At 71.3% G+C, this 25,888-nt stretch carries 28 protein-coding genes; 13 read left to right on the top strand and 15 right to left on the bottom strand.

What is annotated here, in order from left to right:
• A partial coding sequence (locus tag ABZ194_RS07780) for an RNA-guided endonuclease TnpB family protein (RefSeq protein ID WP_355593516.1) occupies positions 1-369 on the top strand: 369 nt, incomplete at its 5' end.
• Positions 370-501: 132 nt separating this feature from the next.
• On the opposite strand, the gene ABZ194_RS07775 is transcribed toward ABZ194_RS07780, so the two are convergent.
• Positions 502-1,278 (bottom strand): SDR family oxidoreductase, encoded by a 777-nt coding sequence (locus tag ABZ194_RS07775; RefSeq protein ID WP_355593514.1) that lies wholly within the window; start codon positions 1,276-1,278, stop codon positions 502-504.
• Positions 1,279-1,291: 13 nt separating this feature from the next.
• Complete coding sequence (locus tag ABZ194_RS07770) at positions 1,292-1,774, bottom strand: MarR family transcriptional regulator (RefSeq protein WP_355593512.1); 483 nt, start codon at positions 1,772-1,774, stop codon at positions 1,292-1,294.
• 114 nt (positions 1,775-1,888) lie between these two features.
• Between ABZ194_RS07770 and ABZ194_RS07765 the strand changes: the two genes are divergently transcribed.
• From ABZ194_RS07765 to ABZ194_RS07755, 3 genes are all read left to right on the top strand, one after another.
• Positions 1,889-5,140, top strand: coding sequence for an efflux RND transporter permease subunit (locus ABZ194_RS07765; protein ID WP_355593510.1), 3,252 nt, complete (start codon positions 1,889-1,891; stop codon positions 5,138-5,140).
• Between the two features lie 138 nt (positions 5,141-5,278).
• On the top strand, positions 5,279-6,709 hold the full coding sequence (purB, locus tag ABZ194_RS07760) for an adenylosuccinate lyase (protein WP_355593508.1): 1,431 nt from the start codon (positions 5,279-5,281) through the stop codon (positions 6,707-6,709).
• Positions 6,710-6,716: 7 nt separating this feature from the next.
• Complete coding sequence (locus ABZ194_RS07755; RefSeq protein ID WP_355593506.1) at positions 6,717-7,478, top strand: GNAT family N-acetyltransferase; 762 nt, start codon at positions 6,717-6,719, stop codon at positions 7,476-7,478.
• A gap of 51 nt (positions 7,479-7,529) precedes the next feature.
• Here the strand turns inward: ABZ194_RS07755 and ABZ194_RS07750 are convergent, their stop codons facing one another.
• The 4 genes from ABZ194_RS07750 to ABZ194_RS07735 all read right to left on the bottom strand — a co-directional run bounded on the left by ABZ194_RS07750 (position 7,530) and on the right by ABZ194_RS07735 (position 10,891).
• Positions 7,530-8,000 (bottom strand): MarR family transcriptional regulator, encoded by a 471-nt coding sequence (locus ABZ194_RS07750; RefSeq protein ID WP_355593504.1) that lies wholly within the window; start codon positions 7,998-8,000, stop codon positions 7,530-7,532.
• 111 nt (positions 8,001-8,111) lie between these two features.
• The gene (locus ABZ194_RS07745; protein WP_355593502.1) at positions 8,112-9,176 is read right to left on the bottom strand and encodes a hypothetical protein; all 1,065 of its coding nucleotides are present in this window, start codon (positions 9,174-9,176) and stop codon (positions 8,112-8,114) included.
• Positions 9,177-9,405: 229 nt separating this feature from the next.
• A complete protein-coding gene (locus tag ABZ194_RS07740; RefSeq protein WP_355593500.1) occupies positions 9,406-10,026 on the bottom strand; it encodes a pentapeptide repeat-containing protein in 621 nt (206 codons plus the stop codon).
• Positions 10,019-10,891, bottom strand: a complete 873-nt coding sequence (locus ABZ194_RS07735; RefSeq protein ID WP_355593498.1) for an SAM-dependent methyltransferase — start codon at positions 10,889-10,891, stop codon at positions 10,019-10,021. Before ABZ194_RS07735 ends, ABZ194_RS07740 begins: the two co-directional genes overlap by 8 nt.
• A gap of 199 nt (positions 10,892-11,090) precedes the next feature.
• On the opposite strand from ABZ194_RS07735, the gene ABZ194_RS07730 reads away from it, so the two are divergent.
• From ABZ194_RS07730 to ABZ194_RS07720, 3 genes are read left to right on the top strand one after another with little or no spacing between them, the layout of a single operon-like run.
• A complete protein-coding gene (locus ABZ194_RS07730; protein ID WP_355593496.1) occupies positions 11,091-11,660 on the top strand; it encodes an IS607 family transposase in 570 nt (189 codons plus the stop codon).
• Between the two features lie 20 nt (positions 11,661-11,680).
• Positions 11,681-11,782 carry a hypothetical protein gene (locus ABZ194_RS07725; protein ID WP_355593494.1) on the top strand — a complete coding sequence of 34 codons (102 nt, stop codon included), beginning with the start codon at positions 11,681-11,683 and terminating at the stop codon, positions 11,780-11,782.
• Positions 11,779-12,060, top strand: a complete 282-nt coding sequence (locus tag ABZ194_RS07720; RefSeq protein WP_355593492.1) for a zinc ribbon domain-containing protein — start codon at positions 11,779-11,781, stop codon at positions 12,058-12,060. Before ABZ194_RS07725 ends, ABZ194_RS07720 begins: the two co-directional genes overlap by 4 nt.
• 123 nt (positions 12,061-12,183) lie before the next feature.
• On the opposite strand, the gene ABZ194_RS07715 is transcribed toward ABZ194_RS07720, so the two are convergent.
• The 5 genes from ABZ194_RS07715 to ABZ194_RS07695 form a co-directional block, all read right to left on the bottom strand.
• A complete protein-coding gene (locus ABZ194_RS07715) occupies positions 12,184-12,411 on the bottom strand; it encodes a hypothetical protein (protein WP_355593490.1) in 228 nt (75 codons plus the stop codon).
• Positions 12,408-13,562 (bottom strand): inorganic phosphate transporter, encoded by a 1,155-nt coding sequence (locus tag ABZ194_RS07710; RefSeq protein WP_355593488.1) that lies wholly within the window; start codon positions 13,560-13,562, stop codon positions 12,408-12,410. Before ABZ194_RS07710 ends, ABZ194_RS07715 begins: the two co-directional genes overlap by 4 nt.
• A 238-nt stretch (positions 13,563-13,800) precedes the next feature.
• A complete protein-coding gene (locus ABZ194_RS07705; RefSeq protein WP_355593486.1) occupies positions 13,801-16,059 on the bottom strand; it encodes a heavy metal translocating P-type ATPase in 2,259 nt (752 codons plus the stop codon).
• Between the two features lie 29 nt (positions 16,060-16,088).
• A complete protein-coding gene (locus tag ABZ194_RS07700; protein WP_355593484.1) occupies positions 16,089-17,072 on the bottom strand; it encodes a hypothetical protein in 984 nt (327 codons plus the stop codon).
• On the bottom strand, positions 17,069-17,281 hold the full coding sequence (locus ABZ194_RS07695; protein WP_355593482.1) for a heavy-metal-associated domain-containing protein: 213 nt from the start codon (positions 17,279-17,281) through the stop codon (positions 17,069-17,071). The genes ABZ194_RS07700 and ABZ194_RS07695 overlap by 4 nt, the downstream gene beginning before the upstream one ends.
• A gap of 1,170 nt (positions 17,282-18,451) precedes the next feature.
• On the opposite strand from ABZ194_RS07695, the gene ABZ194_RS07690 reads away from it, so the two are divergent.
• Positions 18,452-18,586, top strand: a complete 135-nt coding sequence (locus ABZ194_RS07690) for a hypothetical protein (protein WP_355593479.1) — start codon at positions 18,452-18,454, stop codon at positions 18,584-18,586.
• A gap of 178 nt (positions 18,587-18,764) precedes the next feature.
• Here the strand turns inward: ABZ194_RS07690 and ABZ194_RS07685 are convergent, their stop codons facing one another.
• A complete protein-coding gene (locus ABZ194_RS07685; protein WP_355593477.1) occupies positions 18,765-18,974 on the bottom strand; it encodes a hypothetical protein in 210 nt (69 codons plus the stop codon).
• 316 nt (positions 18,975-19,290) lie between these two features.
• On the opposite strand from ABZ194_RS07685, the gene ABZ194_RS07680 reads away from it, so the two are divergent.
• From ABZ194_RS07680 to ABZ194_RS07665, 4 genes are all read left to right on the top strand, one after another.
• A complete protein-coding gene (locus ABZ194_RS07680) occupies positions 19,291-19,950 on the top strand; it encodes a CBS domain-containing protein (protein WP_355593475.1) in 660 nt (219 codons plus the stop codon).
• Between the two features lie 49 nt (positions 19,951-19,999).
• Entirely contained in the window at positions 20,000-21,046 is a 1,047-nt protein-coding gene (locus ABZ194_RS07675) for a nitroreductase family protein (RefSeq protein WP_355593473.1), read from the top strand.
• 187 nt (positions 21,047-21,233) lie between these two features.
• Positions 21,234-21,746, top strand: a complete 513-nt coding sequence (locus ABZ194_RS07670; RefSeq protein WP_355593524.1) for a hypothetical protein — start codon at positions 21,234-21,236, stop codon at positions 21,744-21,746.
• 77 nt (positions 21,747-21,823) lie between these two features.
• On the top strand, positions 21,824-23,524 hold the full coding sequence (locus ABZ194_RS07665; protein WP_355593471.1) for a GAF domain-containing sensor histidine kinase: 1,701 nt from the start codon (positions 21,824-21,826) through the stop codon (positions 23,522-23,524).
• Between the two features lie 59 nt (positions 23,525-23,583).
• On the opposite strand, the gene ABZ194_RS07660 is transcribed toward ABZ194_RS07665, so the two are convergent.
• A complete protein-coding gene (locus ABZ194_RS07660; RefSeq protein WP_355593469.1) occupies positions 23,584-23,991 on the bottom strand; it encodes a pyridoxamine 5'-phosphate oxidase family protein in 408 nt (135 codons plus the stop codon).
• 52 nt (positions 23,992-24,043) lie between these two features.
• Complete coding sequence (locus ABZ194_RS07655; RefSeq protein WP_355593467.1) at positions 24,044-24,685, bottom strand: response regulator transcription factor; 642 nt, start codon at positions 24,683-24,685, stop codon at positions 24,044-24,046.
• 224 nt (positions 24,686-24,909) lie between these two features.
• On the opposite strand from ABZ194_RS07655, the gene ABZ194_RS07650 reads away from it, so the two are divergent.
• On the top strand, positions 24,910-25,395 hold the full coding sequence (locus ABZ194_RS07650; protein ID WP_355593465.1) for a hypothetical protein: 486 nt from the start codon (positions 24,910-24,912) through the stop codon (positions 25,393-25,395).
• 49 nt (positions 25,396-25,444) lie between these two features.
• Here ABZ194_RS07650 and ABZ194_RS07645 read toward each other — a convergent pair whose 3' ends face one another.
• Positions 25,445-25,714, bottom strand: a complete 270-nt coding sequence (locus tag ABZ194_RS07645; RefSeq protein ID WP_355593463.1) for a DUF1876 domain-containing protein — start codon at positions 25,712-25,714, stop codon at positions 25,445-25,447.
• Between the last annotated feature and the right edge of the window lie 174 nt (positions 25,715-25,888).

Here is a 25,888-nt window from a genome sequence, read left to right as displayed (position 1 = left end):
ATCACCGACCGTCGCCGCGATCATCTGCACAAGCTCACCACTCGTCTCGTCCGTGAGAACCAAACGGTCGTGATCGAGGACCTCACCGTCCGCAATCTGGTGAAAAACCACAGTCTGGCGCGGGCGATCTCGGACGCCTCCTGGCGGGAGCTCCGGTCGATGCTGGAGTACAAGTGCGCTTGGTACGGGCGGGGACTCGTCGTGGTGGACCGGTGGTTTCCCTCCTCCAAGCTGTGCTCGGTGTGCGGAGCCATCGCCCCGTCCATGCCGCTGAACGTCCGGGAGTGGACCTGCCTCTGCGGCGCCGTCCACGACCGGGATGTGAACGCCGCGATCAACATTCTCGCCGCCGGGCTGGCGGAGAGGTGAAACGCCTGTGGAGCTGGTGTAAGACCTCAAGGGGAGACCTCCTCGGCGGGCGACCGGCGGTGAAGCAGGAAACCCCGCGGGCGACCGTGGGAATCTCCTCCCTTCAGGGAGGAGAGGATGTCAAGTGCGCGATCAGTGGACGGAGAAGCCTCCGTCGACGCAGATGGTCTGGCCGGTGAGGTAGGCGCCGGCCCGGCCGGCGAGGAGGACGGCGATGCCGGCGAAGTCCGCGGGGACGCCGTTACGGCCGGTCATGGAGCGGGCCGCGAGGGCCTCGACACGGCCGGGGACCGCCTGGGCGGGTTCGGTGAGGGGGGTCAGCACGAAGCCGGGGACGACGGTGTTGCAGCAGACACCCCGGGCGGACCAGGCTTCGGCCTGGGAGCGGGACAGGCCGGTGACGCCGGCCTTGGAGATGCCGTAGGCGCCGCTGTCACCGAAGGCGCTGATGGACTGCTGGGAGCCGACGTTGATGATGCGGCCCCAGCCGCGCCGGGCCATGCGGGGACCGAAGTGCTGGCCCAGGAGGTAGGGGGCGGTGAGGTTGACGGCGATGGTCTGCGCGTAGTCGCCGGGGGTGAGGTCGGCCATGGGGCGGCGGATGTTGTTGGCGGCGCTGTTGACGAGGATGTCGATGTCGCCGAAGAAGGTGGGGGCCCGGCGGCAGACGCGGGTGACGTCGCCGGGGTCGGCGAGGTCGGCGCTGATGGAGTCGGCGCGTATGCCGTGGGCTCGTAGCAGCCGGACGGCGTCGGCGAGTTCGGGACGGCGGCGGGCGACGACGACCACCGCGGCTCCGGCGCGGCCAAGGGCCTCGGCCATGGCCCGGCCGATGCCGGAGCTGCCGCCGGTGACGAGGGCGACGCGGTCGTTGAGGCCGAAGAGATCCTCAAGGTATGCGGACGGCATGTCGGCGAACCTATCATCCTACCTTTTGGGAGGGTGGTGCCGCCGGGTGGAGGGTGGCGGCGGCTACCTGGATCTTGCCGAGGACGGCGGAGAGGTCGCGGAGCGTGGGGGTGTCGAGGAGGCCGAGGAGCCGGCGGAAGCCGTCGAGGCCGGCGTCGGCGATGCGTTCGGTGAGGGCGTGTCCGGCGGGGGTGAGCTCGACGCGGCGGATGCGGCGGTCGTTGGGGTCCTCGCGGCGGGTGACGAGACCGTGGCCGACAAGACGGTCGACGATGCCGGTGACCGTGCCGAGGCCGACGCCGAGGTGGTGGGAGAGGTCCTGGCCGGAGGCGGAGTCCTGGGAGGACAGGATCATGACGACCTTGAGCTGGCGCAGGGTGAGGTTGGAGTCGAAGAGCGGAGACGGGGGGTGATGCTGGGCGAGGAATCGCCCGAGGTCCCGCTGCGTCTCACCGATCCGGTCGATCAGCCGGTCACGTTCGTCGTCCACGCTCACCTCTCGCTTCCTGAGAAGGTTATCAGGAAGGTTCGATGTCGTTAAATATTCGTATAAGGCGAAGTGTTAGTCTAAGCGAAACTTATCGTGACATCCCCCTAGGAGTCCGCCCCCATGACCGCCCTGGCCAGGTTGAGCCTTGCCAACCGCAGCCTTGTCATAATGATCGCGGTCGTGTTGAGCGCCTTCGGCGCCTTCACGATCCCCTCGCTGAAACAACAGTTGCTGCCCTCGCTCTCGTTCCCCGGGGCGTTCGTGGTCGCCCCCTATCCGGGAGCCTCCCCCGAGATCGTCGAGGAGCAGGTCACCAAGCCGATCGAGGACGGCTTCCAGGGCATCGAGGGGGTCAACGAGGTGACCTCCACCTCCACGGAGGGGATGTCACAGGTCCGGGTCGCGTTCGAGTACGGCACGGACATCGACGCCGCGGTCGGCAAGATGCAGCAGGCGGTGTCGCGGATCGGCACCCGGTTGCCCGACGGGGTGGACCCCCAGGTTCTGGCCGGCGGCACCGACGACATCCCGGTGCTGGTGCTGGCGGTGGGCGCCGGTGACGACGAACGGGCCGTGGCCGACAGGCTTGAGCGGGTCATGGTGCCGGAGCTACAGGGAATCACCGGCGTGCGCGAGGCCAAGGTGACCGGTGCGCGGGACGAGACCGTGGTGATCACCCCGGACCTGAAGAAGCTCGCGGCCCGGGGGCTGGCGCCCACGGCGGTGGCGGACGCGCTGCGCGCCAACGGCCGGCCGATCCCGGTGGGCGGCCTGACCGAGGACAAGACGTCGCTGACCGTGCAGGTCGGCAACCGGATCACCTCGCTGGAGGATCTCAGGAACATCTACCTGCCGCCCGCCGCGGCCCAGGCGCCGCAGCAGGCCCAGCAGCAGGCGCCGTCGCAGCCGGGCCGTACGGCCGGGGCCGCGCAGAGCCCGCAGGCGCAGCAGGGGCAGGCGGCCCCGCGACCGGTCAAGCCTCCTAAGCCGGTCAAGCTCGGCGATGTCGCCAAGGTCAAGCGGTCTCCGGCCGAGAGCACCTCGCTGACCCGCACCAACGGCCGGCCGAGCCTGGGGGTGTCGGTCACCATGACCCCCGACGGCAACGCGGTGGCGATCTCCCACGCGGTACGCGAGAAGCTGCCGGAGCTGGGCCGGGCGATCGGCGACGCCTCCGAGGTGACGGTGGTCTTCGACCAGGCGCCGTACGTGGAACGTTCGATCGAGGACCTGACCACCGAGGGCCTGCTGGGCCTCGTCTTCGCGGTGCTGGTCATCCTGGTCTTCCTGCTGTCGGTCCGCTCCACCCTCGTCACGGCGGTGTCCATCCCGCTGTCGGTGGTCATCGCGTTGATCGCGCTGTGGCTGGGCGACTACTCGCTCAACATGCTGACCCTGGGGGCGCTGACGATCGCGGTCGGCCGTGTGGTGGACGACTCGATCGTGGTCCTGGAGAACATCAAGCGGCACCTGGGATACGGCGAGGCCAAGCGCGAGGCCGTGCTGGCCGGGGTGCGCGAGGTGAGCGGCGCGGTGACGGCCTCGACGCTGACGACGGTGGCGGTGTTCCTGCCGATCGCGGTGGTCGGCGGCATGGTCGGGCAGCTGTTCGCCCCGTTCGCCGTCACCGTGACGGTGGCGCTGCTGGCCTCGCTGCTGGTGTCGCTGACGGTCATCCCGGTGCTGGCCTACTGGTTCCTGAAGGCGCCGGTCCTGACCGGGGAGCAGGCGCTCCGGGTACGGGAGGAGGCCGAGGCCAAGGAGTTGCGCAGCCCGTTGCAGCGCGCCTACCTGCCGGTGCTGCGGTTCGCGACCAGGCGGCGGCTGATCACCGTCCTGATCGGCATAGTGATCTTCGTCGGGACGATGGGCCTGGCCGGGCGCCTGGAGACCAACTTCCTCGACTCCTCCGGGCAGAACACCATCTCCCTCAGCCAGAAGATGCCTCCCGGCACCGACCTGGCGACGACGGACGCGGCGGCCAAGAAGGTCGAGGAGGTGCTGGGCTCCCTGAAGGACGTGGAGTCCTACCAGGTGAACCTGGGCTCAGCCGGCGGGTTCATGGGAGCCATGGGCGGTGGCGGCGACCGGGCCTCCTACTCGGTCACGGTCGCCGAGGGGACGGACACCCCCGCGCTGGAGAACGCGCTGCGCGAGCGGCTCAAGGCGCTGCCGGACGCCGGGGAGATCACCGTCGGCGGCTCGCAGGGCGGCCCCGGCGGCGGCTCGACCAACCAGCTCCAGGTCGTCGTGCAGGCGTCGGACGCCGCGACGCTGCGGAGCGCGGCCGAGATGGTGCGCGGCGCGATGTCCGGCCTGACCGGCCTGCGGGACGTCTCCTCCAACCTGGAGGCCGGCGCCGAGCGGGTCGAGATCCAGGTGGACCGGGAGAAGGCCGCGGCCAAGGGGCTGACCGAGGCGCAGATCGGGCAGTTCGTGGCGCAGGTGTTCCGCGGCGCCACGCTGGGTCAGATCACCCTGGACGGACGTGCCGACGACCTCATCCTGCGCACCGGCGACGCGCCGGAGGATCTCGCGGAGATCCGCAGGCTGAAGCTGCCGGCCGGGGCCAAGACGGTCGCACTGTCGGATGTGGCGAAGGTCGTCAAGGTGGACGGGCCGACGCAGGTCACCCGGATCGACGGGGAGCGCAGCGCGACGGTGTCGGGTACGGCGACCGCGAGCGACCTGGGCGCCGTCACCGCGGAGCTGACCGCCAAGCTGGACGGCCTGTCGCTGCCGGCGGGGGCGAGCCTCACCGTCGGAGGCGTCAGCGCCGACCAGGCCGAGGCGTTCGGTCAGCTGGGGCTGGCGATGCTGGCGGCCATCGCGATCGTCTTCATGATCATGGTGGCGACGTTCCGCAGCTTCGCCCAGCCCCTGGTGCTGCTGGTCTCGGTGCCGTTCGCCGCCACCGGCGCCATCGGGCTGCTGCTGGCCACCGGCACCCCGCTGGGCGTGCCGGCCCTGATCGGCATGCTGATGCTGATCGGCATCGTGGTGACCAACGCGATCGTGCTGATCGACCTGATCAACCAGTACCGGCAGCAGGGGATGGGCATCGTGGAGGCGGTGATCGAGGGGGGCCGCCGCAGACTGCGGCCGATCCTGATGACCGCGGTGGCGACGATCTTCGCGCTGGTCCCGATGGCTCTGGGCCTGACCGGTTCCGGGGGGTTCATCTCCCAGCCGCTGGCGATCGTGGTCATCGGCGGACTGCTGTCGTCGACGCTGCTGACGCTGGTGCTGGTGCCCACGCTGTACGTGACGCTGGAGCGGGTCAAGGAGCGGTTCCGCCGCACGCCCCGTACCGGTGGGCACGAGGCGGGGGCGGCCTCCCTCGACGGCGGGAGGCCGGCTCCGGTCCGCTGACCCCGGGTGAGCCGGGAACCCGTACCGGGTCCGCCACGGCCGGCCGCCGTACCCCGTCGCCCCGCGGCGCGGTACGGCGGCCGGCCGTGCGGCACCCCCGGCCGGTCGTGTCCGCCGGCCGCAATAGACTGAGGCAACGTGACTGCCAAGCCGCGTATCCCCAATGTCCTGGCCGCCCGCTACGCCTCGGCGGAGCTGGCCCGTCTGTGGTCTCCCGAGTACAAGGTGGTGGCCGAGCGCCGCCTGTGGCTGGCGGTGCTGGCCGCGCAGGCGCAGCTGGGCGTCGCGGTGCCGGAGGGGGCCGTGGCCGACTACGAGAAGGTCGTCGAGCGGGTGGACCTGGCCTCCATCGCCGAACGCGAGCGCGTCACCCGCCACGACGTCAAGGCCCGTATCGAGGAGTTCAACGCCCTGGCCGGGCACGAGCACGTGCACAAGGGCATGACGTCGCGGGACCTGACCGAGAACGTCGAGCAGCTGCAGATCCGCGACAGCCTCCTGGTGGTCCGCGACCGGTGCGTGGCGCTGCTGGCGAGGCTGGGAGAGCTGGCCGCCGAGCATTCGGGCACCGTGATGGCCGGCCGCTCGCACAACGTGGCCGCCCAGTCGACCACCCTGGGGAAGCGGTTCGCGTCCGCGGCGGACGAGCTGCTGGTGGCCTTCGCCCGGCTGGAGGAGCTCATCGCCCGCTACCCGCTGCGGGGGATGAAGGGGCCGGTCGGCACCGCCCAGGACATGCTGGACCTGCTGGGCGGCGACCGGGCCAAGCTGGCGCTGCTGGAGGATCGGATCGCCGGGCACCTGGGGTTCACCCACCGGCTGACCAGCGTCGGGCAGGTCTACCCCCGGTCGCTGGACTACGAGGTGGTCACCGCGCTGGTGCAGCTGGCCGCCGCCCCCTCCTCCCTGGCCAAGACCGTCCGGCTGATGGCCGGGCACGAGCTGGTGACCGAGGGCTTCGCCCCGGGGCAGGTCGGCTCCTCGGCCATGCCGCACAAGATGAACACCCGCTCCTGCGAGCGCGTCAACGGCCTGACGGTGGTTCTGCGGGGATACGCCTCCATGGTGGGGGAGCTGGCCGGAGACCAGTGGAACGAGGGTGACGTGTCCTGCTCGGTGGTGCGGCGGGTGGCGCTGCCGGACGCGTTCTTCGCCTTCGACGGGCTGGTGGAGACGGTGCTGACGGTGCTGGGCGAGTTCGGCGCCTTCCCCGCGGTCATCGCCGCCGAGCTGGACCGTTACCTGCCGTTCCTGGCGACCACCAAGATGCTGATGGCCGCGGTGCGGGCCGGGATGGGCAGGGAGAGCGCCCACGAGCTGATCAAGGAGTACGCGGTCTCCTCGGCGCTGGCGATGCGCGAGCGGGGAGCGGGCAACGAGCTGGTCGCGTTGCTGGCGGCCGACCGGCGGTTCCCGCTGGACCACGCCGCGCTGCGGGAACTGCTGGACGAGCGGATCTCCTTCACCGGTGCGGCGGCCGAGCAGGTGGAGGCGGTCGTGGCGCGGATCGGCGAGGTCGTCGCCCGCCATCCGGCGGCCGCGGCGTACGCCCCCGGTGCGATCCTCTGAGCGGCGCGTGGAACTGACCTCGGCCGCGGACGTGGCCGCCGCCTGTGGTGACGACACGCTGATCATGTGGGCCGCGCAGGGGATGCGCGACGGGGTGCGGGCGTGGGCGCTGGGCGAGGCGGTGGCGGTGGCCAGCCCGGAGCTGAACCGCCGCGACCGCCTGGTGGTCCGCGGGCCCGCCGGCCAGGTGGCCGCCGTGCTCCGGCGGGCGCTGCCCGAGATCGGCCCGTCGTACCGGTTGCTGAGCGACCGGGCGCTCATCGCCGAGCTGGCCGTACAGGTGCCCGGGGCGGAGTGGGTGGGGGCGTTCGAGTGGATGGACACGGCCCACCCGCCCGCGCCGGAGGCGCCCGGCAGGCGGAGCGCGCCCGGAGAGGTGAGCTGGCTGCGCGACGCCGACGAGGAGGTGTCCGGCCTGCTGGCCGAGGCGTCCCCGTCGGCCTGGGCGGTGCCGGGCCTGCCGGGGATCCACCGGTGGGCCGGGGTCCGGGCGGCCGGCGGGAGGTTGGTGGCGACGGCCGCCGACGCCTGGTCCTGCCCGCAGGTCGGGTTCGTCGCCGGGGTGGCCACCGCTCCCGGCCACCGTGGCCGGGGATACGGGGAACGGGTGTGCAGGTTCGTCTTCGACACGCTGTCGGCCGGGCACGGCAGGGTCGCCCTGATGGTCGACACCGACAACCACCCGGCGATCGGTGTCTACGAACGGCTGGGCATGCGGGGCCGCCCGATGGCGGTCTTGACCCCGCCGTCCCACCCCTGGCCGCGCTGACCACGCCGGGTCCTCCTGCCAGGGGCCCCGTCCGGAGGCCGCGCGGGTGTGTCAGTAGCCGCCGAACCAGCCCGGCACGTCGAGCCGGAAGAGGTCCGCCGGCGTCACCGCGCGCAGGTCGGCCTCCAGCGCGCGCAGGCGCTCCTCCCCCAGGGCGCGGGCCCACCGGCCCCGCAGGTCGTCGAGGACGCGGGCCGAGCACACCAGGCTGTCGACGCCGCGCCCGGTGAGCCGTACGACCTTGCGCCTGGCGTCATAGGGGTCGGAGCCGCGTTCCACGTAGCCCAGGCGCTCCAGGGTGTCGACCGTCTTGCCGGCCGCCTGCTTGGAGACGCCCAGCCGCCGGCCGAGCTCGACGGCGGTCGTGCCGCCGGAGCCGATCGCCTGCAGCACGAAGCCGTGCATCGGCCGTAGGTCGGGGTGCCCCTGACGGGCGAGCTCGGCGTGGAGGTCGTCGATGAGAACCCGGAAACCGAGGAAGAGCAGGAGCGGAAGCTCGAAGCCCGGAGGGTCACCCGGCACGGCCGTCCCCCTGCCCCGCTGTTTCGACAACCATGTTGCCCATCATAGGGAGAGCCGTCCCGGCTGTCATTCGCCGGGGTGAGCGCCGCGGCGTGGACGCGGCAGGGGATGTCAAGGCAGGCCGATACGTTTTCTGTACTCGTTCCACGCGGTGACGCAGTAGGCGTAGCGCCAGTCGTCCGGCCGCAGATGCCGGCAGGCGTAGGTGGCGCTGAGCCGTTCGTCGATGGTGACGGCGGAGCCGGTGCCCGGCGGGGTGCCGCCCCCACCCGCGGTGGTGGACGGCCCGGCGCCTCCGGAGTCGCGCTCCTCGTGCGCCTCCGGCGCGGGATCGCGGTCCGCGCCGTCGGCCCTCCCCCGGGGAACGGGGGCGGGGCGGGGGCGCTCCGTCCTTCCGAGCCGGCCGGATCCGGCGTTTCGACGGGCTCCGTCTCCACCCCGGGATACCCGCGGCCGGGGCTGGGCGGTCTCCGGCCTCCGCGACGGGGAGGACCCGGTCCCCTCGGCCCCCGGCCTCCTCACATGCTCCGGCACGGTCTCCGGCACGGCATCCGGCGTGCCGCGCCCGTCGCGCCGCCGATCGTCCCGCCCCCTGTGGGGGGTGGTCACGGGGCGGGTACGGGGCCGCTCGGGCGGCGGGGACGGCCTCGCCGCCGGGTTGTGCGCGGGCCTCTCCGACGGGGCGGGTCTCTCCGAGGGGGCGGGTGGGACGGCGGAGGCGGCGGCCGGTCCGCCCGTCGCAGGGGGAGGCGTCCCGCCGCGGTCGCCCGTCCGCGACGGTGTGGTGGGCGCCGCGGCGCCCACCCCGGACGGCTTGGACATCGGCGTCCAGCCGGACGTCCAGACGCCGACACCGGCGGCCGCGAGGAACCCGAGGATCAACGCGGACCGCAGCAGGCGGTCGCGGGACGTCTCCGGCCACGACCACTGCGGCGGTTTCGGCGCCGGGTGCCGGGACGGCGGTCCTGGCGGCCGGACCTCGACGTTGATCCAGGACCCGTAGGCGAAGGGGTCGTCGGCGGTGCCGTAGGCCGGATCCGAGGCGGGTGCCGGCGGCGGAGCCGGGTGACGTTCCACGGGGCCGGGGGCCCGCTCCGCCGGTTCACCGTACGGCCGCCGGCCCCGGTGGGGTGTCCCTGTGCGCCGGTCGTGAGTGGGGTCGTGCTCACCGTACATCTCGCCTCCCGCGTCGCATCTGACCTGATCAGCGTGCCCGAGATCACGTAGCGTATGTTGCTCGTGACAAGACTGTCCTACTGATCTGTTATCAGAAACAGCGTCTAAATCATCGGAAACGCGCTTAAGCCGACCCGGTGTCTTCCGTGTGCCGTGCGGTCGTCGCGCCATTCCGGCGACCGGCCGGTACGGACGATACGGCCGGCGCGGCCGTGGGACGGGGCGTGTCTCAGGTGGGGCGTACCTCCAGGCCCAGCACGGTGGCGATCACGACGGCCTGCCGAAGGTCGATGACCGCGCCCTTCAGCGTGGCGGTGAGCGGGTCAAGCGAGGACAGGTCGCTGCCGCGCAGATCGCAGCGGGACAGGTCGGCGTTGTGCAGCCAGGCGCCGGACAGGTCGACCTCGCGAAGCGTCGCCCCCGCGCAGCGGGCCCCGCCGAGGTCCGCCTCGCGCATCCGCACCCCGCGGAAGGAGGCGTGGCGCAGGTCGGCCCCGGCCAGTCCGGTGAACGACCAGTCCCCGCCGTCGACCCTCAACAGGTCGAAGGTGCAGTCGTGGAACGCGCTGCCGACGAACTTGCACCCGGTGAGTGTGGCGTCGAAGAACGCGCACCTGGTGAAGACACAGTTCACGAACGCGGTGTCGGAGTGCGCCGACGCGTTGAACCGGACCTCGCGGAAGGTGCACTCGGAGAAGACCGCGCCCCGGCTCGACGCCTCGGTCATGTCCACGTCGACGAAGGCGACCCCGCTGTGCTCCTGTCCTGAGAGATCCTCGCTGTCCCAGTCCTCGGATCGGACGGTCGTGCGGGTCTCGGGCGCGGGCAGGCCGCGCCTGCGCTCAGCCACGGGACGTCCGCAGCCCGCTCCGCGGACGCCGGTCACCCGGCGTCTCCGGTGCGCGGACGGGGCAGGGCTTGCGGCCGACTCCGGCCAGCACCCACATCTTCTCCGGATTGACCTTCCTGGTGATACCGGGACGCCACTCGGGCGCGGTGACCAGGCCGGGCTCGACCAGGTCGAACCCGCCGAAGAACTCCATGACCTCGGCGTGGGAGCGGGCCACCCAGGGGGCGCCCGCCCGGGTGGAGACCTCGACGAGCTCAGCCGTCTCCTCGGGATGCGGGTCCGGGGTCACGTGGGAGATCGCCAGATGGCTGCCCGGTGCCATGATCTCCCGCAGCCGCGACACCGTGCCGTGCGGGTCCTCGGCGTCGGGGACGAAGTGCAGGACGGCGACCAGCAGCACGGCCACCGGCTGGTCGAAGTCGATGAGCCGCCGCAGGCCGGGATGGCCGAGGACGTCGTCGATCTCGCGGAGGTCGCCGCGGATGAAGGCCACGTTGTCCGTCGTGGCCACGAGCGCGTCACCGTGGGTGACGACACTGGGGTCGTAGTCGACGTAGACGACCCTGGCCTCCGGTGCCGTCTCCATGGCGACCTGGTGAACGTTCCACTGGGTGGGCAGCCCGGAGCCGATGTCGAGGAACTGGCGGATGCCGGCCTCCGCGGCGAGATAGCGTACGGCGCGGCCGAGGAACTCCCGGTTCCGCCGGGCCATCACCGGCATCTCCGGGGCGAGGGCGAAGACCTTCTCCGCGACGGCACGATCGACGGCGTAGTTGTCCTTGCCGCCCAGCGCGTAGTCGTAGATGCGCGCGGAGCTGGGAACGTTCGGGTCGACTCCCGCCGGTGCCGGTTGCTGACCTGACATCGTCTCTCCTCCGCCGCGACCACCGGCCCTCCGCCGGCTACCGGGCCGGTAGGCCGGTACGCGGGCCGATCGACCTCTTTGGAACGATCATAGCCGCGGTTTTACCCCCGTACCCGGAAGCGGCGGGAGAGCGCCGGGGGTTGTTAGCTGTTAGCTGAATCATCAGTGTTCATTAGTCTTTCTCTGCGATAATCAATCCGTGAAGCTTTCAGAATGGGCGCGGCGGAACGGCGTCCACTACCAGACCGCCTGGCAGTGGGCGCGAGACGGGAAGATGCCCGTCCCTGTGACCAAGACCGCCACCGGCCGGTACCTCGTGCTCGAGCCGATGGCCGATCCGGCGGGTCGCGCGGTGGCGTACTGCCGGGTCTCCTGCGCCGACCAGAAAGCCGACCTCGAGCGGCAGGCCGGGCGGGTCGTCGCCGCAGCCACCGGCATGGGACTGGCGATCTCCGAAGTCGTGTCCGAGATCGGGTCCGGGCTGAACGGTAAACGCCCGAAGCTGGCCCGCCTGCTGCGGGACCCGTCCGCCACTGTGATCGTGGTGGAGCACCGCGACCGGCTCACCCGGTTTGGGCTCGAGCACCTGTCGGCCGCGCTCGCGGCAACCGGCCGTCGCGTCGTCGTCATCGGCAACGCGGAGGTCGAAGACGACCTCGTGCGGGACATGACCGAGGTCCTCACCTCGTTCTGCGCCCGCCTGTACGGCCGCCGATCCGCCAGCCGCCGGGCGCGTGCCGGGCTCGACGCCATCGCGGCAGCCGGATGACCGTCCGTCAAGGCTTCCGAGTGGAGCTCGCGCCGACGCTCGAGCAGCGCGCCCTCATGGGCGCGCATGCCGGGCTGTCGCGGGTGGTCGAGAACTTCTGCCTCGAGCTGGTGAAGGCATGATGTCCAACCGGCGCCTGTCGCGGGCGATCGGCGATCTCGGGTTCGGCGAGTTCTTTCGCCAGCTCGAGTACAAGAGCCAGTGGTACGGCTCGAGCGTGTGGGCGGCCGACCGCTGGTTCCCTTCCTCGAGACTGTGTGGCGACTGCGGCACGATCAACGCCGGGCTCACACTCGCCGACCGGGTGTGGACGTGCGGGTGCGGTCTCGAGCACGACCGCGACGTCAACGCCGCCCGGAACCTCCTTGCGGCGATGAACTTCGAGCGGCACGCGGCATAGCCTCACGTCGCCGGGTAGTTCCCCGGAGACGCTAAACGCCTGTGGAGGCGACGTAAGCCCCCGGTTCGCCGGGGCAGATGCTGATGAATCAGGAAAGAGGATCACTGAGATTCTCCGAACGGCTCATCTCGACAGCATCAGGTACAGCCCCATGCCGACCCCCGCGGCGACGATCAGGAAACACGTTCCCGCGAGGAGCAGCCCGGGCAGCCTGTGGCCGCCGGGCCGCCTCCCGGCGGCGGCCGACAGTCCAGCGAGGCCGAGCGCGTACACCGCGACCAGCCCGGCGCCGCCGGCCAGTCCGGTCACCAGGACCTTCCACAGGATGTCCAGATCGAGGTAGTCGTTCACGACGTCGGCCCCTCGGTGGGGGTCGCCTCCGTGTCGTCGGAGGAGGGCTCCGGCTTGCTCCTCCACACGGCGTTGACGTTGGAGGCGTTGACCGGTTTCAGGTCCGCGGCCACGTAGAGCTCAAGGGCGATGATCAGCGCCATCACGAACACCACCGCGACGCCCTGTACCCCGCCGATGAGCCGGGCGCCCAGCCACGCGGCCGCTCCCACCAGGGCGGCCGCCGGCAGGGTGATCAGCCATAGCGCCACCAGCCGGGCCACCATGCCCCACCTGACCCCGGCGGGCCGCCTGCCCGTCCCCGCGCCCACGATGGAGCCGCAGCACACCTGGGTGGTCGACAGCGGAAACCCCTGGTGTGAGGCGGCCAGGATCAGCGCGGCCGAGGCGCTCTCCGCGCTGAATCCCTGCGGGTTCCTGATCTCGGTCAGTCCCTTTCCCACGGTCCGGATGATCCGCCACCCGCCGACATAGGTACCCAGGGCGAGCGCGGCCGCGCTGCTCATCACGACCCAGGTCGGCGTGGAGGCCGTCTCGCCGATCGTGTGGTCGACGATCAGCGCCAGCGTGACGACCCCCATGGTCGTCTGGGCGTCGTTGGTGCCGTGGGCCAGCGACACCAGCGACGCCGAGCCGATCTGCCCGACCCGGAACCCCCGGTCACGGATGCGTTCGGGCACGTTCCTGGTGATCAGGTAGACGAGGGAGGTGCCGACGACCGCCACGAGCCCGGCCGCCAGCGGCGAGAGGAGCGCCGGGATGAGGACCTTCGTCAGCAGCCCGTGCCCTTTGACGGCCGAGGCGCCCGCGGCGATGAAGGCCGCTCCCACCACCCCGCCGATGAGGGCGTGGGAGGAACTCGTGGGCATACCGAGGTACCAGGTCACCAGGTTCCACACCATGCCGCCCACCAGGCCCGCGAAGATCACTGTCAGGGTGATCGCGCCGGCGTCCACGATGCCCTGGGCGATCGTGGCGGCCACCTGCAGGGACAGGAAGGCGCCCAGGAAGTTCAGGATCGCCGCGAGTGCCACGGCCGAGTGCGGCCGCAGCGCGCCCGTCACGATGGACGTGGCCATCGCGTTGGCGGTGTCGTGAAAGCCGTTGGTGAAGGCGAAGGCGAGCGCCGTCGTGACCACGACGGACAGCAACAGCGAGCCTGTATACATACCCGTGCCAATGGTCACCTTTAGTGATACTTAATCCGTTTCCCGGGTAAAATCCAGAATCAAGAATGATTCCGCCGTCCCTCTCATGTCGGCATGAGAGGGACGGCGGGACCTCCCGGACCCGGGAGGTCCCGCCGTGATCCCGGGGCGGACGCTCGGCGCACATCCCCGGCCGTCACGGAACCCGCCGGGGCAGCCCGGTCCGCCGGATCGGCCACCGCTACCTGAAACGGCGCAGCCGCAGGCTGTTGCTGACCACGAAGACCGAGGAGAACGCCATGGCGGCGCCCGCGATCATCGGGTTGAGCAGTCCGAGCGCCGCCAGCGGCAGGGCGGCCACGTTGTAGGCGAAGGCCCAGAACAGATTGCCCTTGATGGTGCGCAGGGTACGGCGGGACAGGCGGATGGCGTCGGCGGCCACACGCAGGTCACCGCGGACCAAGGTGAGATCGGCGGCTTCGATGGCCGCGTCGGTGCCGGTCCCCATGGCCAGGCCGAGGTCGGCCTGGGCGAGGGCGGCGGCGTCGTTGACCCCGTCGCCGACCATCGCCACCGACCTGCCCTCCGACTGCAGTCGTTTGACGACGTCGACCTTGCCCGCGGGCAGCACCTCGGCGACGACCTCGTCGATACCCACCTCGGCCGCGACCGACCGGGCGACTGCCTCGTTGTCGCCGGTGAGCAGCACCGGGGTCAGCCCCAGCGCGCGCAGCTCGCGGATGGCCTGGGCGCTGGTGGGCTTGACGGTGTCGGCCACCACCAGGACCGCGCGGGCCCGGCCGTCCCAGCCGACCGCGACGGCCGTACGGCCCGCGGCCTGCGCCGTCTCCAGCGCCCGCTCCAGCTCGGACGGCAGGTGCTGGGACCACTCGGCCAGCAGCCGGGGACGGCCGACGAGCACGGCGTGCCCGTCCACGACACCCTGGACACCAAGCCCCTCGACGTTGCCGAAGTCCTCCGGCGCCGGCAACTCGCCCACACGGTCGGCCGCGCCCCGGGCGACGGCCCGGGCGATGGGGTGCTCGGAGGCGTGCTCCAGGGCGCCCGCCAGCCGCAGCACCTCCCGCTCGTCCTCGCCGTCGGCGGTGACGACCTCCACCAGGGTCATTCTGCCCTCGGTGACGGTGCCGGTCTTGTCGAGCACGACGGTGTCGACGGCCCGGGTGGACTCCAGCACCTCAGGACCCCTGATCAGGATGCCGAGCTGGGCGCCGCGGCCGGTGCCGACCAGCAGCGCCGTCGGGGTGGCCAGGCCCAGGGCGCAGGGGCAGGCGATGATGAGCACCGCCACGGCGGCGGTGAAGGCCGCCTCGGTCCCGTTGCCGGTGCCCAGCCAGAAACCGAGCGTGCCGACGGCCAGCGCGATCACAATCGGGACGAAGACGCCCGAGATCCGGTCGGCCAGCCGCTGCACCCGGGCCTTGCCGGTCTGGGCCTCCTCCACCAGAGCGGCCATCTGGGCCAGCTGGGTGTCGGAGCCGACCCGGGTGGCGCGGACGACCAGCCTGCCGCCCGCGTTCACGGTCGCGCCGACCACGGTGTCACCGGGCCGTACCTCCACGGGCACCGACTCGCCGGTCAGCATCGAGGCGTCCACGGCCGAGGAACCCTCCTCGACCACGCCGTCGGTGGCGATCTTCTCGCCCGGGCGCACCACGAACCGCATCCCCACCGCGAGCTCGCCGGACGGGACGCGGACCTCGCGGCCGTCGCGCAGTACGGCGACGTCCTTGGCGCCCAGCTCCAGCAGGGCGCGCAGGGCGGCGCCCGCCCGGCGCTTGGAGCGGACCTCGAAGTAGCGGCCGGCCAGGATGAACGCCGTCACCCCGGCGGCGGCCTCCAGGTAGATGTTGCCCGAGCCGTGGGTGCGCTCGATGGTGAACGTGAACGGGTGGGTCATGCCGGGGGTGCCCGCGGTGCCGAAGAACAGCGCCCACAGCGACCAGCCCAGCGCGGCGAGGGTGCCGATGGAGACCAGGGTGTCCATCGTGGCCGTGCCGTGGCGCAGGTTGATCCACGCCGCCCGGTGGAACGGCCAGCCCGCGTAGACCACGACCGGTGCGGCCAGGGTGAGCGACAGCCACTGCCAGTTGGTGAACTGCAGCGCCGGGATCATCGCCATGGCGATGACCGGGACGGAGAGGACGAGGGCGGTGATCAGGCGCTGCCGGAGCGGGGTCAGCTCGTCCTGCGGCTCCCGGCCGTCCGCGCCCTCCGGCCCGCCGGACCGTGGCGGGGCGGGCAGGCTGGCGGTGTAGCCGGACTTCTCCACCTCGGCGATCAGGTCCCGCGGATCGACCCCCGCGCCGAAGGCGACCTTCGCCTTCTCGGTGGCGTAGTTGACCGTCGCGGTCACACCGTCGAGCCTGTTCAGCTTGCGCTCGATCCGGCCGGCGCAGGACGCGCAGGTCATGCCGCCGATCGAGAGTTCGACCTCGCCGCCGGAGGTCGGCGGCCTGTCATCGGTGAGGGGGGACATCGCTTCTCCTTTCTCGCGCCGTACCGGCGTCAGTGAGTGTGCTCGTCGTGCTGTCCCGCCCCGTGGGCGGGGGTCGCGGGAGAGGTCGGCGCGGGGGGTTCGTGCTGTCTCGCGGAGACGGTGAGGTCCGCGGTGCGTACGGTCCCGGCGTGCCGGAAGTCCAGGTAGAGCCGGTAGTCACCGCGGCTGGGCACCTCGACCTGGAAGGTGACGCCGGGGCCCGGGGCGGTCCTGCCGTCGCCCGGTCCCCCCTCGGGGTGCACGTGCAGGTAGGCGAGGTCTCCGGCGCGCAGGGCGACCAGGTGACCATAGGCGCCGAGATAGGGCTGCAGGTCGGTGACGGGCCTGCCGTCCCGGCTGACCGTCAGAGTCAGTTTACTGGACCTGCCGGGGACCAGGTCGCCGTCGAGGGTGACGGTGTATCCGTCCACGGTCGCGGTACGGCTCGCGGGGGGCAGCGCCCTGGGCGTGTAGTCGCCCGCGGCGTACAGGTCCGTGCCCAGCGTCATCCCGCCGGCCCCCAGGGGGGTGAAGTCGGCGAAGGCCCGGTAGGCGCCCGCCTCCGGCAGCGTCAGCCTTACCGACCACTCGCCGTCCCCGGCCTCTTCCGGGTGCAGGTGCTGGAAACCGCTCAGGTCGCGTGAGACCACCATGAAGTGCAGTCTCCTGTCGTGCTGAACCTGGTAGCCGGTGACCGGCCGGCCGTCGGGACCCGTCACGGTGAAGCGGAGGTCCGTCGCCTCACCGGGCCGGAGGGTCGTGCTCCGCGGGGTGAGCGTGTAGCCGTCCTGAGACACCTGGAGCCCTCCTGGAGCCGGGAGACCGGCCGTGGTCAGGCCGGGAGGCGATGTCGACGCCGGGGCCGACGCCGCGGGGGTCGTGTGGGTGCCGTGCCCGCCGGCGGCGGGGAGGGGCGGGCCGGTCGGCCCGACCGCCCTGCCGGCTCCGATGGCCCCGCCGAAGAGTACGGCGACGCCGAGGAGGTAGGCCCCCAGTTTGGTGGAGGTGTTCACAACGGGTTCACCACTTCGTATCCCGCGGTCTCGACGGCGGCCCTGACCCGGTCGTCGTCGACCGGGCCGTCACCGCTCACCGTCACCAGGCCGGTGGCCAGGTCGGCCTCGACCCCGGTGACCCCCGGAACCTCGCCGACCTCTTTGGTGATCGAGCTGACGCAGTGGCCGCAGGTCATGCCCCGGACGGTGTATGCGACGGTGATCATGAAGATCATTCCCTCCGTATTCCTTTACATCGTTCCTGTATGTCGTTTCCGCAGGTCGAACCGCGTGCCGGCGCGGGCCGGGAACGGGGCGGGCGGGCGACGGCGCCCGGCTTCTCCTTGACCCCGGCCTCGGCCCCGCCCCTGGTGGCGGTGGTGGCGGCGCGTCAGGTGCTTTCCTGGGTAACATCATACCCCCCCACCGTATTCCGCCCGATGTCGGGGCCGCCGCACGGCTTCCGGAGTCGCCGGGAAGCCGTGCGGTAAGTCCGGGGGGACCGCAGGGCCGGGACGGCTCCCCGGGGGCGATGTGGATGTCCGGGCCGTCGCCTCCCGCCCGGGCTCCGGGGGCGTCCCCGGCGCCGTACGCGCCCGTCGTGCGCATGAGGTTCTCCCCCTCTCATTACCCTGGTGGGGTATGAAGCGTGACCGTAACATACCCCTAGGGGGTCACCCCCTCAAAGGAACGGCGGATCCGGTGTGACGCCGCCGCGCCCCGTTCTACCGCGCCCCGTTCCGGTGCGGGCCGTCCCCTCCGCGGAATGGAACTCGTTTTCGGCGAGTCTTTGATTCCGATGTATTTCGCGCGCCGAATAGTCGGCCGCCTCCGGGGCGCGTGAAAACGTAATGAGAAATTCAGGTGCTCGCCGGATCTGCCTTACCCCTGTCGAGTGGTGGGCCGATCGTCCGTGACGGCCTGAGGGGCGTGGCATTCCGCGTCGACAATGCCCTGTTGGCAGGGTTTTTAGTAGCAGAGAGTAGTGGTTTATTCTCTTTTAGTTACCAACGGGTTTGGGAGGGTAATCAGACAGGATTGAGGCTTTTGCCTCTCTGGGGTGACCTGTTCAAGGTCTTTCTCACTAGCGTGGAGTTTGAGTTCCACGTCATCTCGACGTCTTTTCGAGGCGCCGATTCGATGATCCGGTGGCCCAGGCACCGCCCAGGGCGCAACCATCACGACATGGAGTGATCTCATGATCAAGCAGATTCTCGCTGCCGGTGCAATGGTGGCCTCCGCCCTCATCGCCCCTGTGACGATGCCGGCCGAGTCCGCCAGCGCTTCCAGCGCACCCCAGACCGTCACCACGGCCGGCTCCACATCCTTCCTCGTGAGCTCGGGACCCTGTCGTCACAACCGGAACTGCCGGCATAGGACCGGTGGTGGAGGCGGCGGTGGCGGCGGTGGTGGAGGCGGCGGAGGCGGAGGCGGTGGCGGCGGTGGTGGAGGCGGCGGTGGTGGCGGTGGCGGCGGAGGCGGTGGCGGCGGTGGAGGCGGCGGCAGCCGCTGAGCCGACCGAAACCCGCTGAGCAACCGCACCGTTCTCCCAGCCGGTTGAGGGCCGTACGGCCCTCAACCGGCGGTCCGGGAGACCGCGACCACCTCGCCGTCCGTCCCGCCGGCTGCCGGGCCTTCCGCCTCGGCCTAAGCCCGGTGGGAGGAGACAGCCGTCGTCCTCGGAGAGGGGTGAGGAGTAAGGCGCGCCTCTCACCGAAGGCGGAACGGTTCAGCCGAGGCCGCCCCTTCACGGAGGGGCGCCATAACCGGATCCCCGGGCGACCCGCCCGGGGATCCGTCCGCGTCCTGGAGCGCGATCCCCGCCTCGGCCAGTACGGCGGCCACCCGGCGTTCGGCGGCTTCGGCCCGCGTCAACGTCCCGGAGAGGTCGAACAACACCGCGTGCACTGGTTCCGGCATGACCGCGGACCCCATCGTCGGCGACGTCCGCCGGGGAGCCGCCCTGGATCCGGGGCGCGTCCGGCTCCGGTGAGGGACGCGCGGGCGCGTGGCCGGTCCGGTGTACCCGCCGGTGGCGGAGGGTGGGTAAGCGCAGGTCGGAAGCGTGGCGGAATGGGGGCGGAAGTCCCACGCCCAGGGGACCTTCCGCTCTGCCGTGCCGTGCCGCCCGCGGTCCACCATGGCGGGAGAGGAAAAGCCGGGGCCGCGCATCGCCGGTATGGGCGACCCCGCGGGCCGATCAGAGCGGCATCGCGAGAAAGACAGGGGGCCGGCTATGACGCTGCAGGTGAAGGATGTCATGGGGCTGGTGGCCATCGCGGTTCACCCGGCGGCGACGTTCACCGAACTCGTGACCACCATGCGCCGCTTCAAGGTGGGCGCCGTCGCGGTGATCGACGCGCAGGGGCGCCCGATCGGGGTGGTGTCGGAGGACGATCTGCTTCTGAAGGAGACCGGTGCCTCGTTCGGCGCGGGTGTCTTCGAGGGACGCGGGGAGCACGACAGGGCCAGGGGAACGACCGCGGGGGAGATCATGACCAGTCCGGCGCTGGTCGTCACCCGGGTGACCCCGGTACGGGAGGCGGCCCGGCTGATGCACGTGAACAGGATCAAGCAGTTGCCGGTGGTCGACCAGGTCAGCGGGAGGATCGCGGGTACCGTGCATCAGGCCGATCTGCTGAAGGTCTTCACCAGGAGGCCCTCCGACCTCCTGGCGGACGTGGCGGCGGCCATCGCGGGGCTGGGGCTGGATCCGGACATGTTCACCGTCACCGTGTACGACGGGGTGGTCCGCGTCACGGGGAGACTGGCCGGACGCTCGCAGGCCGCCCAGATCATCGAGGCGGGGCGCCGGGTGGAGGGCGTGGTCGACCTGGAGGTCGAGGCCGCCTACGGGCGCGACGATCCGGCGAGGACGCGCACCGGCAGCCGGTGAACCCGTCCGGCGGCGCCCATGGAGATGGGACTTTCGCCCCTGCTCGAACATGTGCCGGCCTGATACGCATGATCTTCGGGAGACCTTCGGGAGAGAGGTGGAAACCGTGAGTGCTCACGCCACGGAAGAGATCACCCAGGCGGTTCACACGGCGGTGGAGGCCGCGCTGTGGGCGCCGTCGCCGCACAACACCCAGCCGTGGTCCTTCGCCGTCTCCGGCGACGAGATCAGCGTCCGGGCCGACAGTGACAGGCAGTTGCGCACGGCCGACCCGGAGGGCCGGCAGATGCTGATCAGTTGCGGGGCGGCCCTGTTCAACGTCCGGCTCGCGCTGCGCGTGCTCGGCTACCGGCCCCGGGTGCTCGTCCTGCCGGACCCCGACCGCCCCGCGCTGCTGGCCACGGTGCGGCTGGCGCCGGGATCCGGTGCCGACGAGCACAGCCGGCTGTTGCACGGGGAGATCGAGCGCAGAAGGACCCACCGGGCCGGGTTCACCGCTCTGCCCGTGCCCGAGCGACTTCTTGAGGAACTGGCCGATCAGGCGGCCACCGAGGGCGCCCGGCTGACCCCGGTCCGGTCCGAGGCCGCGGTCCGCGTCCTCTCGGCGCTCACCGGCGCGGCCCAGGACGTCCAGTCCCAGGATCGGGCATTCGGGCTGGAGGTCCTCCGCTGGGCGCGTCCGCCCGGCAGCCCGCGCCGCGACGGTGTGCCGGCCGAAGGCTATCCACGGACCGCCCGGCTCACCAACCCCCCCTTCGCCCAGCGCGACTACACGGGGGGCCGTCCGTGGGGCGCCGACGGGAGCCCGGACGGCAGCACCGGCGTGGTGGCGGTGCTCACCACACGGGGCGACCTCCGCGACGACTGGATCATCGCCGGTCAGGCGCTGCAGCGTGTCCTGCTGCACGCCTCCGCCTACGACGTCAGCGCCGCGTTCCACACCCAGGCGCTGGAGATGTGTCACCTGAGGGAGTTCCTGCGGCTGGAGATGTGCTCGGGGGAGTACCCCCAGATGATCATGAGGCTGGGGTTCACCTCCGACGACAGGCCGGGAACCCGCCGCCCGCTGCCCGAGGTGCTCGACGAGCTGCCCTGAGGGGCGAAGGTCCCGGCGGAGTGGGGACCTTCGGGGCGGGCGCCGCGAGCCGTACGGCACTGCCGGAAAGTTCTGCGAAACGGTGTGATTAACCCATCACAGCCGCAGGTCGGCAGCACCGAAGGAGACAGTCATGGCGATCACCGAAGGCCGGCACCAGGGCCACCGCACAGACCCCGCGCCCGTCATGGACACCCTCCCCGCCGAGGGCTCGGCCCGGCCGGTCGACTACGTCTGGGCGATCGCCCGGATCTCGCTGGGCTGGATCTTCCTCTGGGCCTTCCTCGACAAGACCTTCGGCTGGGGCTTCGCCACCCCCGCGGAGCGCGCCTGGACCGCGGGCGGCAGCCCGACCACCGGCTTCCTCAAGGGCACCGGTGAGAACGCCCTCGGCGGCCTCTTCAGCGGCCTGGCCGGTCAGGGATGGGTCGACTGGCTGTTCATGCTCGGCCTGCTCGGCATCGGCGCCGCGCTCATCCTGGGGGCCGGCATGCGGATCGCGGCCGTCACCGGCGGTCTGCTGCTGATCCTGATGTGGGCCGCCGAGCTGCCGCTGACCACCAACCCGTTCATGGACGACCACGTCGTCTACGCCGTCGTGCTCGCCGGGCTGGCGCTGGCGGGTGCCGGTGACACCCTCGGCGTCGGCGCCCGGTGGGGGCGGACCGCCCTGGTCCGGCGCCTGCCGATCCTGAAATAGCCCTCCCCCTGACGTCTGAGAGCCCACCTCGCATCACGGGGTGGGCTCTCAGACGTCAGGGTGCGAAACTTCGGTGTATGGGAAAGATCGAGCCTGGTGCGTTGATGCCGCACATGCGGCTGGACGAACTGCTGTCGGAACTGCACGTGCGGCTGGAGGCGGTATTGGCCACCCGGGACCGGGTGCACGCGCTGCTGAGCGCGGTCGTGTCCGTCGGCAGCGACCTGGACCTGGAGACGGTACTGCGGCGGATTGTGGAGACCGCGACCACGCTGGTCGACGCCACCTACGGGGCGCTGGGGGCGATCGGCGCCGAGAACACGCTGGTCCAGTTCATTCCGGTGGGGCTGAGCGAGGAGGAGATCGCCCGCATCGAGCACTGGCCGCACGGCCTGGGTCTGCTGGGCCTGCTCATCAAGGAACCGCGGCCGTTGCGTCTGGCGCACATCTCCGACCATCCGGAGTCCTACGGCTTCCCGCCGGGGCATCCGCCGATGGGGTCGTTCCTGGGCGTGCCGATCCGGGTCCGTGAGGCGGTGTTCGGCAACCTCTACCTCACCGAGAAACGCGGGGGAGGGGAGTTCGACGAGGAGGACGAGGCGATCGTCACGGCGCTGGCCACCGCCGCGGGCGTGGCGATCGAGAACGCCCGGCTGTACGAGGAGAGCCGGCGGCGTGAGATGTGGCTGCAGGCGTCCTCCGACGTCACCACCAGCCTGCTGTCCGGAGCCGAGCCGCAGGAGGTGCTCACGCTGATAGCGCGGCAGGCGCGGGAGATGGCCCGCGCCGACGTCGTGGCGGTTCTGCTGCCCGACCAGACCGGGTGCGTCCTTCAGTCGATCATCGCGGACGGGCCCGCCTGCGACCAGGTGGCCGACGCCGAGGCCCCGATCACCGGCTCCTTCGAGGGCAGGGCGTTCGTCAGCGGCGAGCCGCTCATGGTCACCGATCCGGCCGAGACCGAGATCCCCGTTGTGATCGCCGAGTACGGGTCGCTGGGCCCCGTCGCCGCCGTGCCCATCGGCACGGCGGGGGCCGTACGCGGTGTGCTGTCACTGGGCAAGCGCTCGGGCCGCATCCCGTTCAACCAGGCCGAGCTGCGCACCCTGCACTCCTTCGCCGGCCAGGCCGCGATCGCCCTGAAACTGGCCGAGAGCCGGATGGACGCCGAGCGGCTGGGGCTGCTGGAGGACCGCGACCGGATCGCCAGGGACCTGCACGACGTGGTGATCCAGCGGCTGTTCGCCGTCGCCATGACGCTGATGAGCACGGTACGGCTCGTCGACCGGCCGGAGACCTCCTCCCGGCTGCAGAACGCGATCGACGAGCTGGACAACACGATCCGCCAGATCCGCTCGACCATCTTCGCGCTGCAGACCCCCCACCAGGGCGGCGAATCCGGCCTGCGCGCGCAGATCGTGGGATTGGTGGAGGACGTGCGCGGTCATCTGGGGTTCATGCCGGGCCTGGAGCTGGAGGGGCAACTGGACAACAGGGTGCCGCCGGAGGCCGCACAGCATCTGCTGGCCGTTCTCCGCGAGGCGCTGTCCAACGTCGTACGGCACGCCAGGGCCTCCAAGGCCGAGGTGCGGGCCGTGGTGGAGGGCGAGTGGCTCACCCTCGTCGTGCGGGACAACGGGACGGGGCTGCCCGAGGACGGCAGGCGCAGCGGACTGCGCAACCTCCAGGAGCGGGCCCTGCAACTCGGCGGCTCCTTCGAGGTCGACTCGCCCCCCGAGGGCGGCACCCGGCTGATATGGAGCGTCCCGCTCGGCTAGCCGGGGCCGGCAGGGGCGGAGCGGTCCACGGGAAACCGGGAACGGACCGGGAACCGGGCCTAACGCCGGATGCGGCGGCCGGAGATCTGCTCGGTCCGCATCACGATGAAGTGGTCCCGGTCGCCGGGCGCCCACGCGGTCAACGGCAGCATCGACAGCCGGGCGATCTCCGTGATGTCGGAGACCGCCCGCGCGTGTCCCACCGCGGTGACCGACCAGCCGGTGCGCGCCTCGGCGTCGAAGTCGTCGATCTCGAAGGCCACCACCGTGTGGCGGGTGGCGGCGGCCAGCTTGGAGCCCGCGCCGGTGCGGATGACGATGTCCTCACCGTCCAGGTAGAAGTTGACCGGTTGCACCGCGGGAAGGGCTCGGTCGGTGAAGACGATCCGCCCGATCGGTGTCGAGGACAGCAGATCGATGCACTCCTGGCGGGAGAGTACGTGCAGCCCGGCTGAATCGACGTTCATGCCTTCATAGCCTGCCGACTGCCTGTGCCCCGGATAAGGGTCGAAGGTCCCGTCAATCAGGGCGATCGGCCTTCAAACGGGCAGCCAGGGCGGCGGCCTGGGTGCGCCGCTGCATGCTGAGTTTGGCCAGCAGGTTCGAGACGTAGTTCTTGACGGTCTTCTCGGCGAGATAGAGCCGCTCGCCGATCTGCCGGTTGGTCATGCCCTCGCCGATCAGCTCCAGGATGTGGCGCTCCTGGTCCGACAGGGAGGCGAGCGGATCCCTCCTGGTGGCCTGCTCGCGCAGGCGCGTCAGCATGGAGGCGGTGGTCTGCGGGTCCAGCAGCGACTGGCCGGCGGCCACCGTCCGCACCGCCCCGACCAGGTCCGAGCCGTGGATCTGCTTGAGCACGTATCCCGCGGCGCCCGCCATCACCGCGTTGAACAGGGCCTCGTCGTCGGCGAACGAGGTCAGCATCAGGCAGGCCAGCTCCGGCATCTTGGACCGGACCTCGCGGCACACGTCCACGCCGCTGCCGTCGGGCAGCCGCACGTCCAGGACCGCCACGTCAGGCCGGAGCGCCGGGATGCGCGCCACCGCCGACTCCACGGTCCCGGCCTCACCGATGATCTCGATGTCCCCCTCGGACTCCAGCAGGGCGGCGACCCCCCGGCGCACCACTTCGTGGTCGTCCACGAGGAACACGCGAATCATGCCATGAACGTTAACCCTCCCCGGCGGCTGTGGGTAGGGACCAAGGTCCCGATGGGCCACGCCCAAAGACTCTGACGCACCATGTGGGTAGGACAGACGGTGGAGGTGTATGCGCAGTAGGAGGTGATCCGATGCGTTCCCTTGGTCAGTGGGTGATGCGTTGTCTGTGCCTTCACCGTTTTGACGGCAACCCGTTGCGCAGGCGCTCGGACCGGATTGAGACGGTGGTGGTTCTGGCAGGCCTGATGATATTCATCGCCGCGCTCTGGCCGGCGGTCACACTCGGGCGGCAGGCCTACGAGAACGGGCTGCGTGCCGAGCTCACCGGTCCCGGACACCGGCAGGCGGTGGTCGCCGAGGTCGTGGATCCGGCGCGCGGCGCGGGGTGGCAGGCGCGGACGGTGCGATGGATCACTCCGGGGGGAGGCCCCGGGACGGGCAAGGTGGTACTTCCGCCGAGTGCGCCCGCCGGTTCGCACACCGGCGTCTGGGTCGATGCGGCCGGTAGGCTCACGACCTCCCCGCAGAACCACGCGAAGACGGCCGTGGACGCGGGGCTCGCCCTGGTCGCGGTGATGAGCGGGGTCGCGATGGCGCTGCTGCTCTGCCTGACCGGTCTGCGCGGGCTGCTGAACCGGTGCCGGGACGCCGAGTGGGACAGGGCCTGGGTCCTGGCCGACGAGCGGTGGCGCCGGCCGAGGCAGCCCTGATCCCGCGGGGCCGGCCGCGCGGCCGGCCCCACGGGCGGCCGGCCGGGCACTAGCCGAACTCGTGGGCCGAGCCCGCCAGCTGGGCGACGTCCTCGGCGCCGTCCTGGATCAACTGGGCGGCCAGAACGGAGAGCGCGCGCCCGACCGCCAGCTCGTCTCCGATCTCCGGGACCGGCTGGTCGCTCGGGTTGCGCCGGGCGTGGGCGACCCCCTCGTGCCTTCTGCCGCGATCGGTGAACAGCACGGCTCTGGCGGTGGTGACGTCGTCGTTGTCGTCCTCGCTGATGAAGATCTGCACATTCCACTGCTTGGCTTCCATCGTGAACACCTCCCACCGCAGCGTCTCTCTCCGGTACGGGCCGGTGAAAGGGTCCTTGGACCCTATTGCGCCAGGTCGTTGCGCCCTGTCCGTCCGGTGTGACGCTAACGACCAAAGTCCCGATCGAACGGGCATAACGGCTCTAAACCGGTAAGAGAGTAAAGCCGATCGTGG

The organism is Streptosporangium sp. NPDC006007 (assembly GCF_040614315.1).
Taxonomy (GTDB): Bacteria; Actinomycetota; Actinomycetes; order Streptosporangiales; family Streptosporangiaceae; genus Streptosporangium.
Note: the sequence above shows the minus strand (reverse complement) of the source record. Positions and strands in the feature narration are given on the sequence as shown.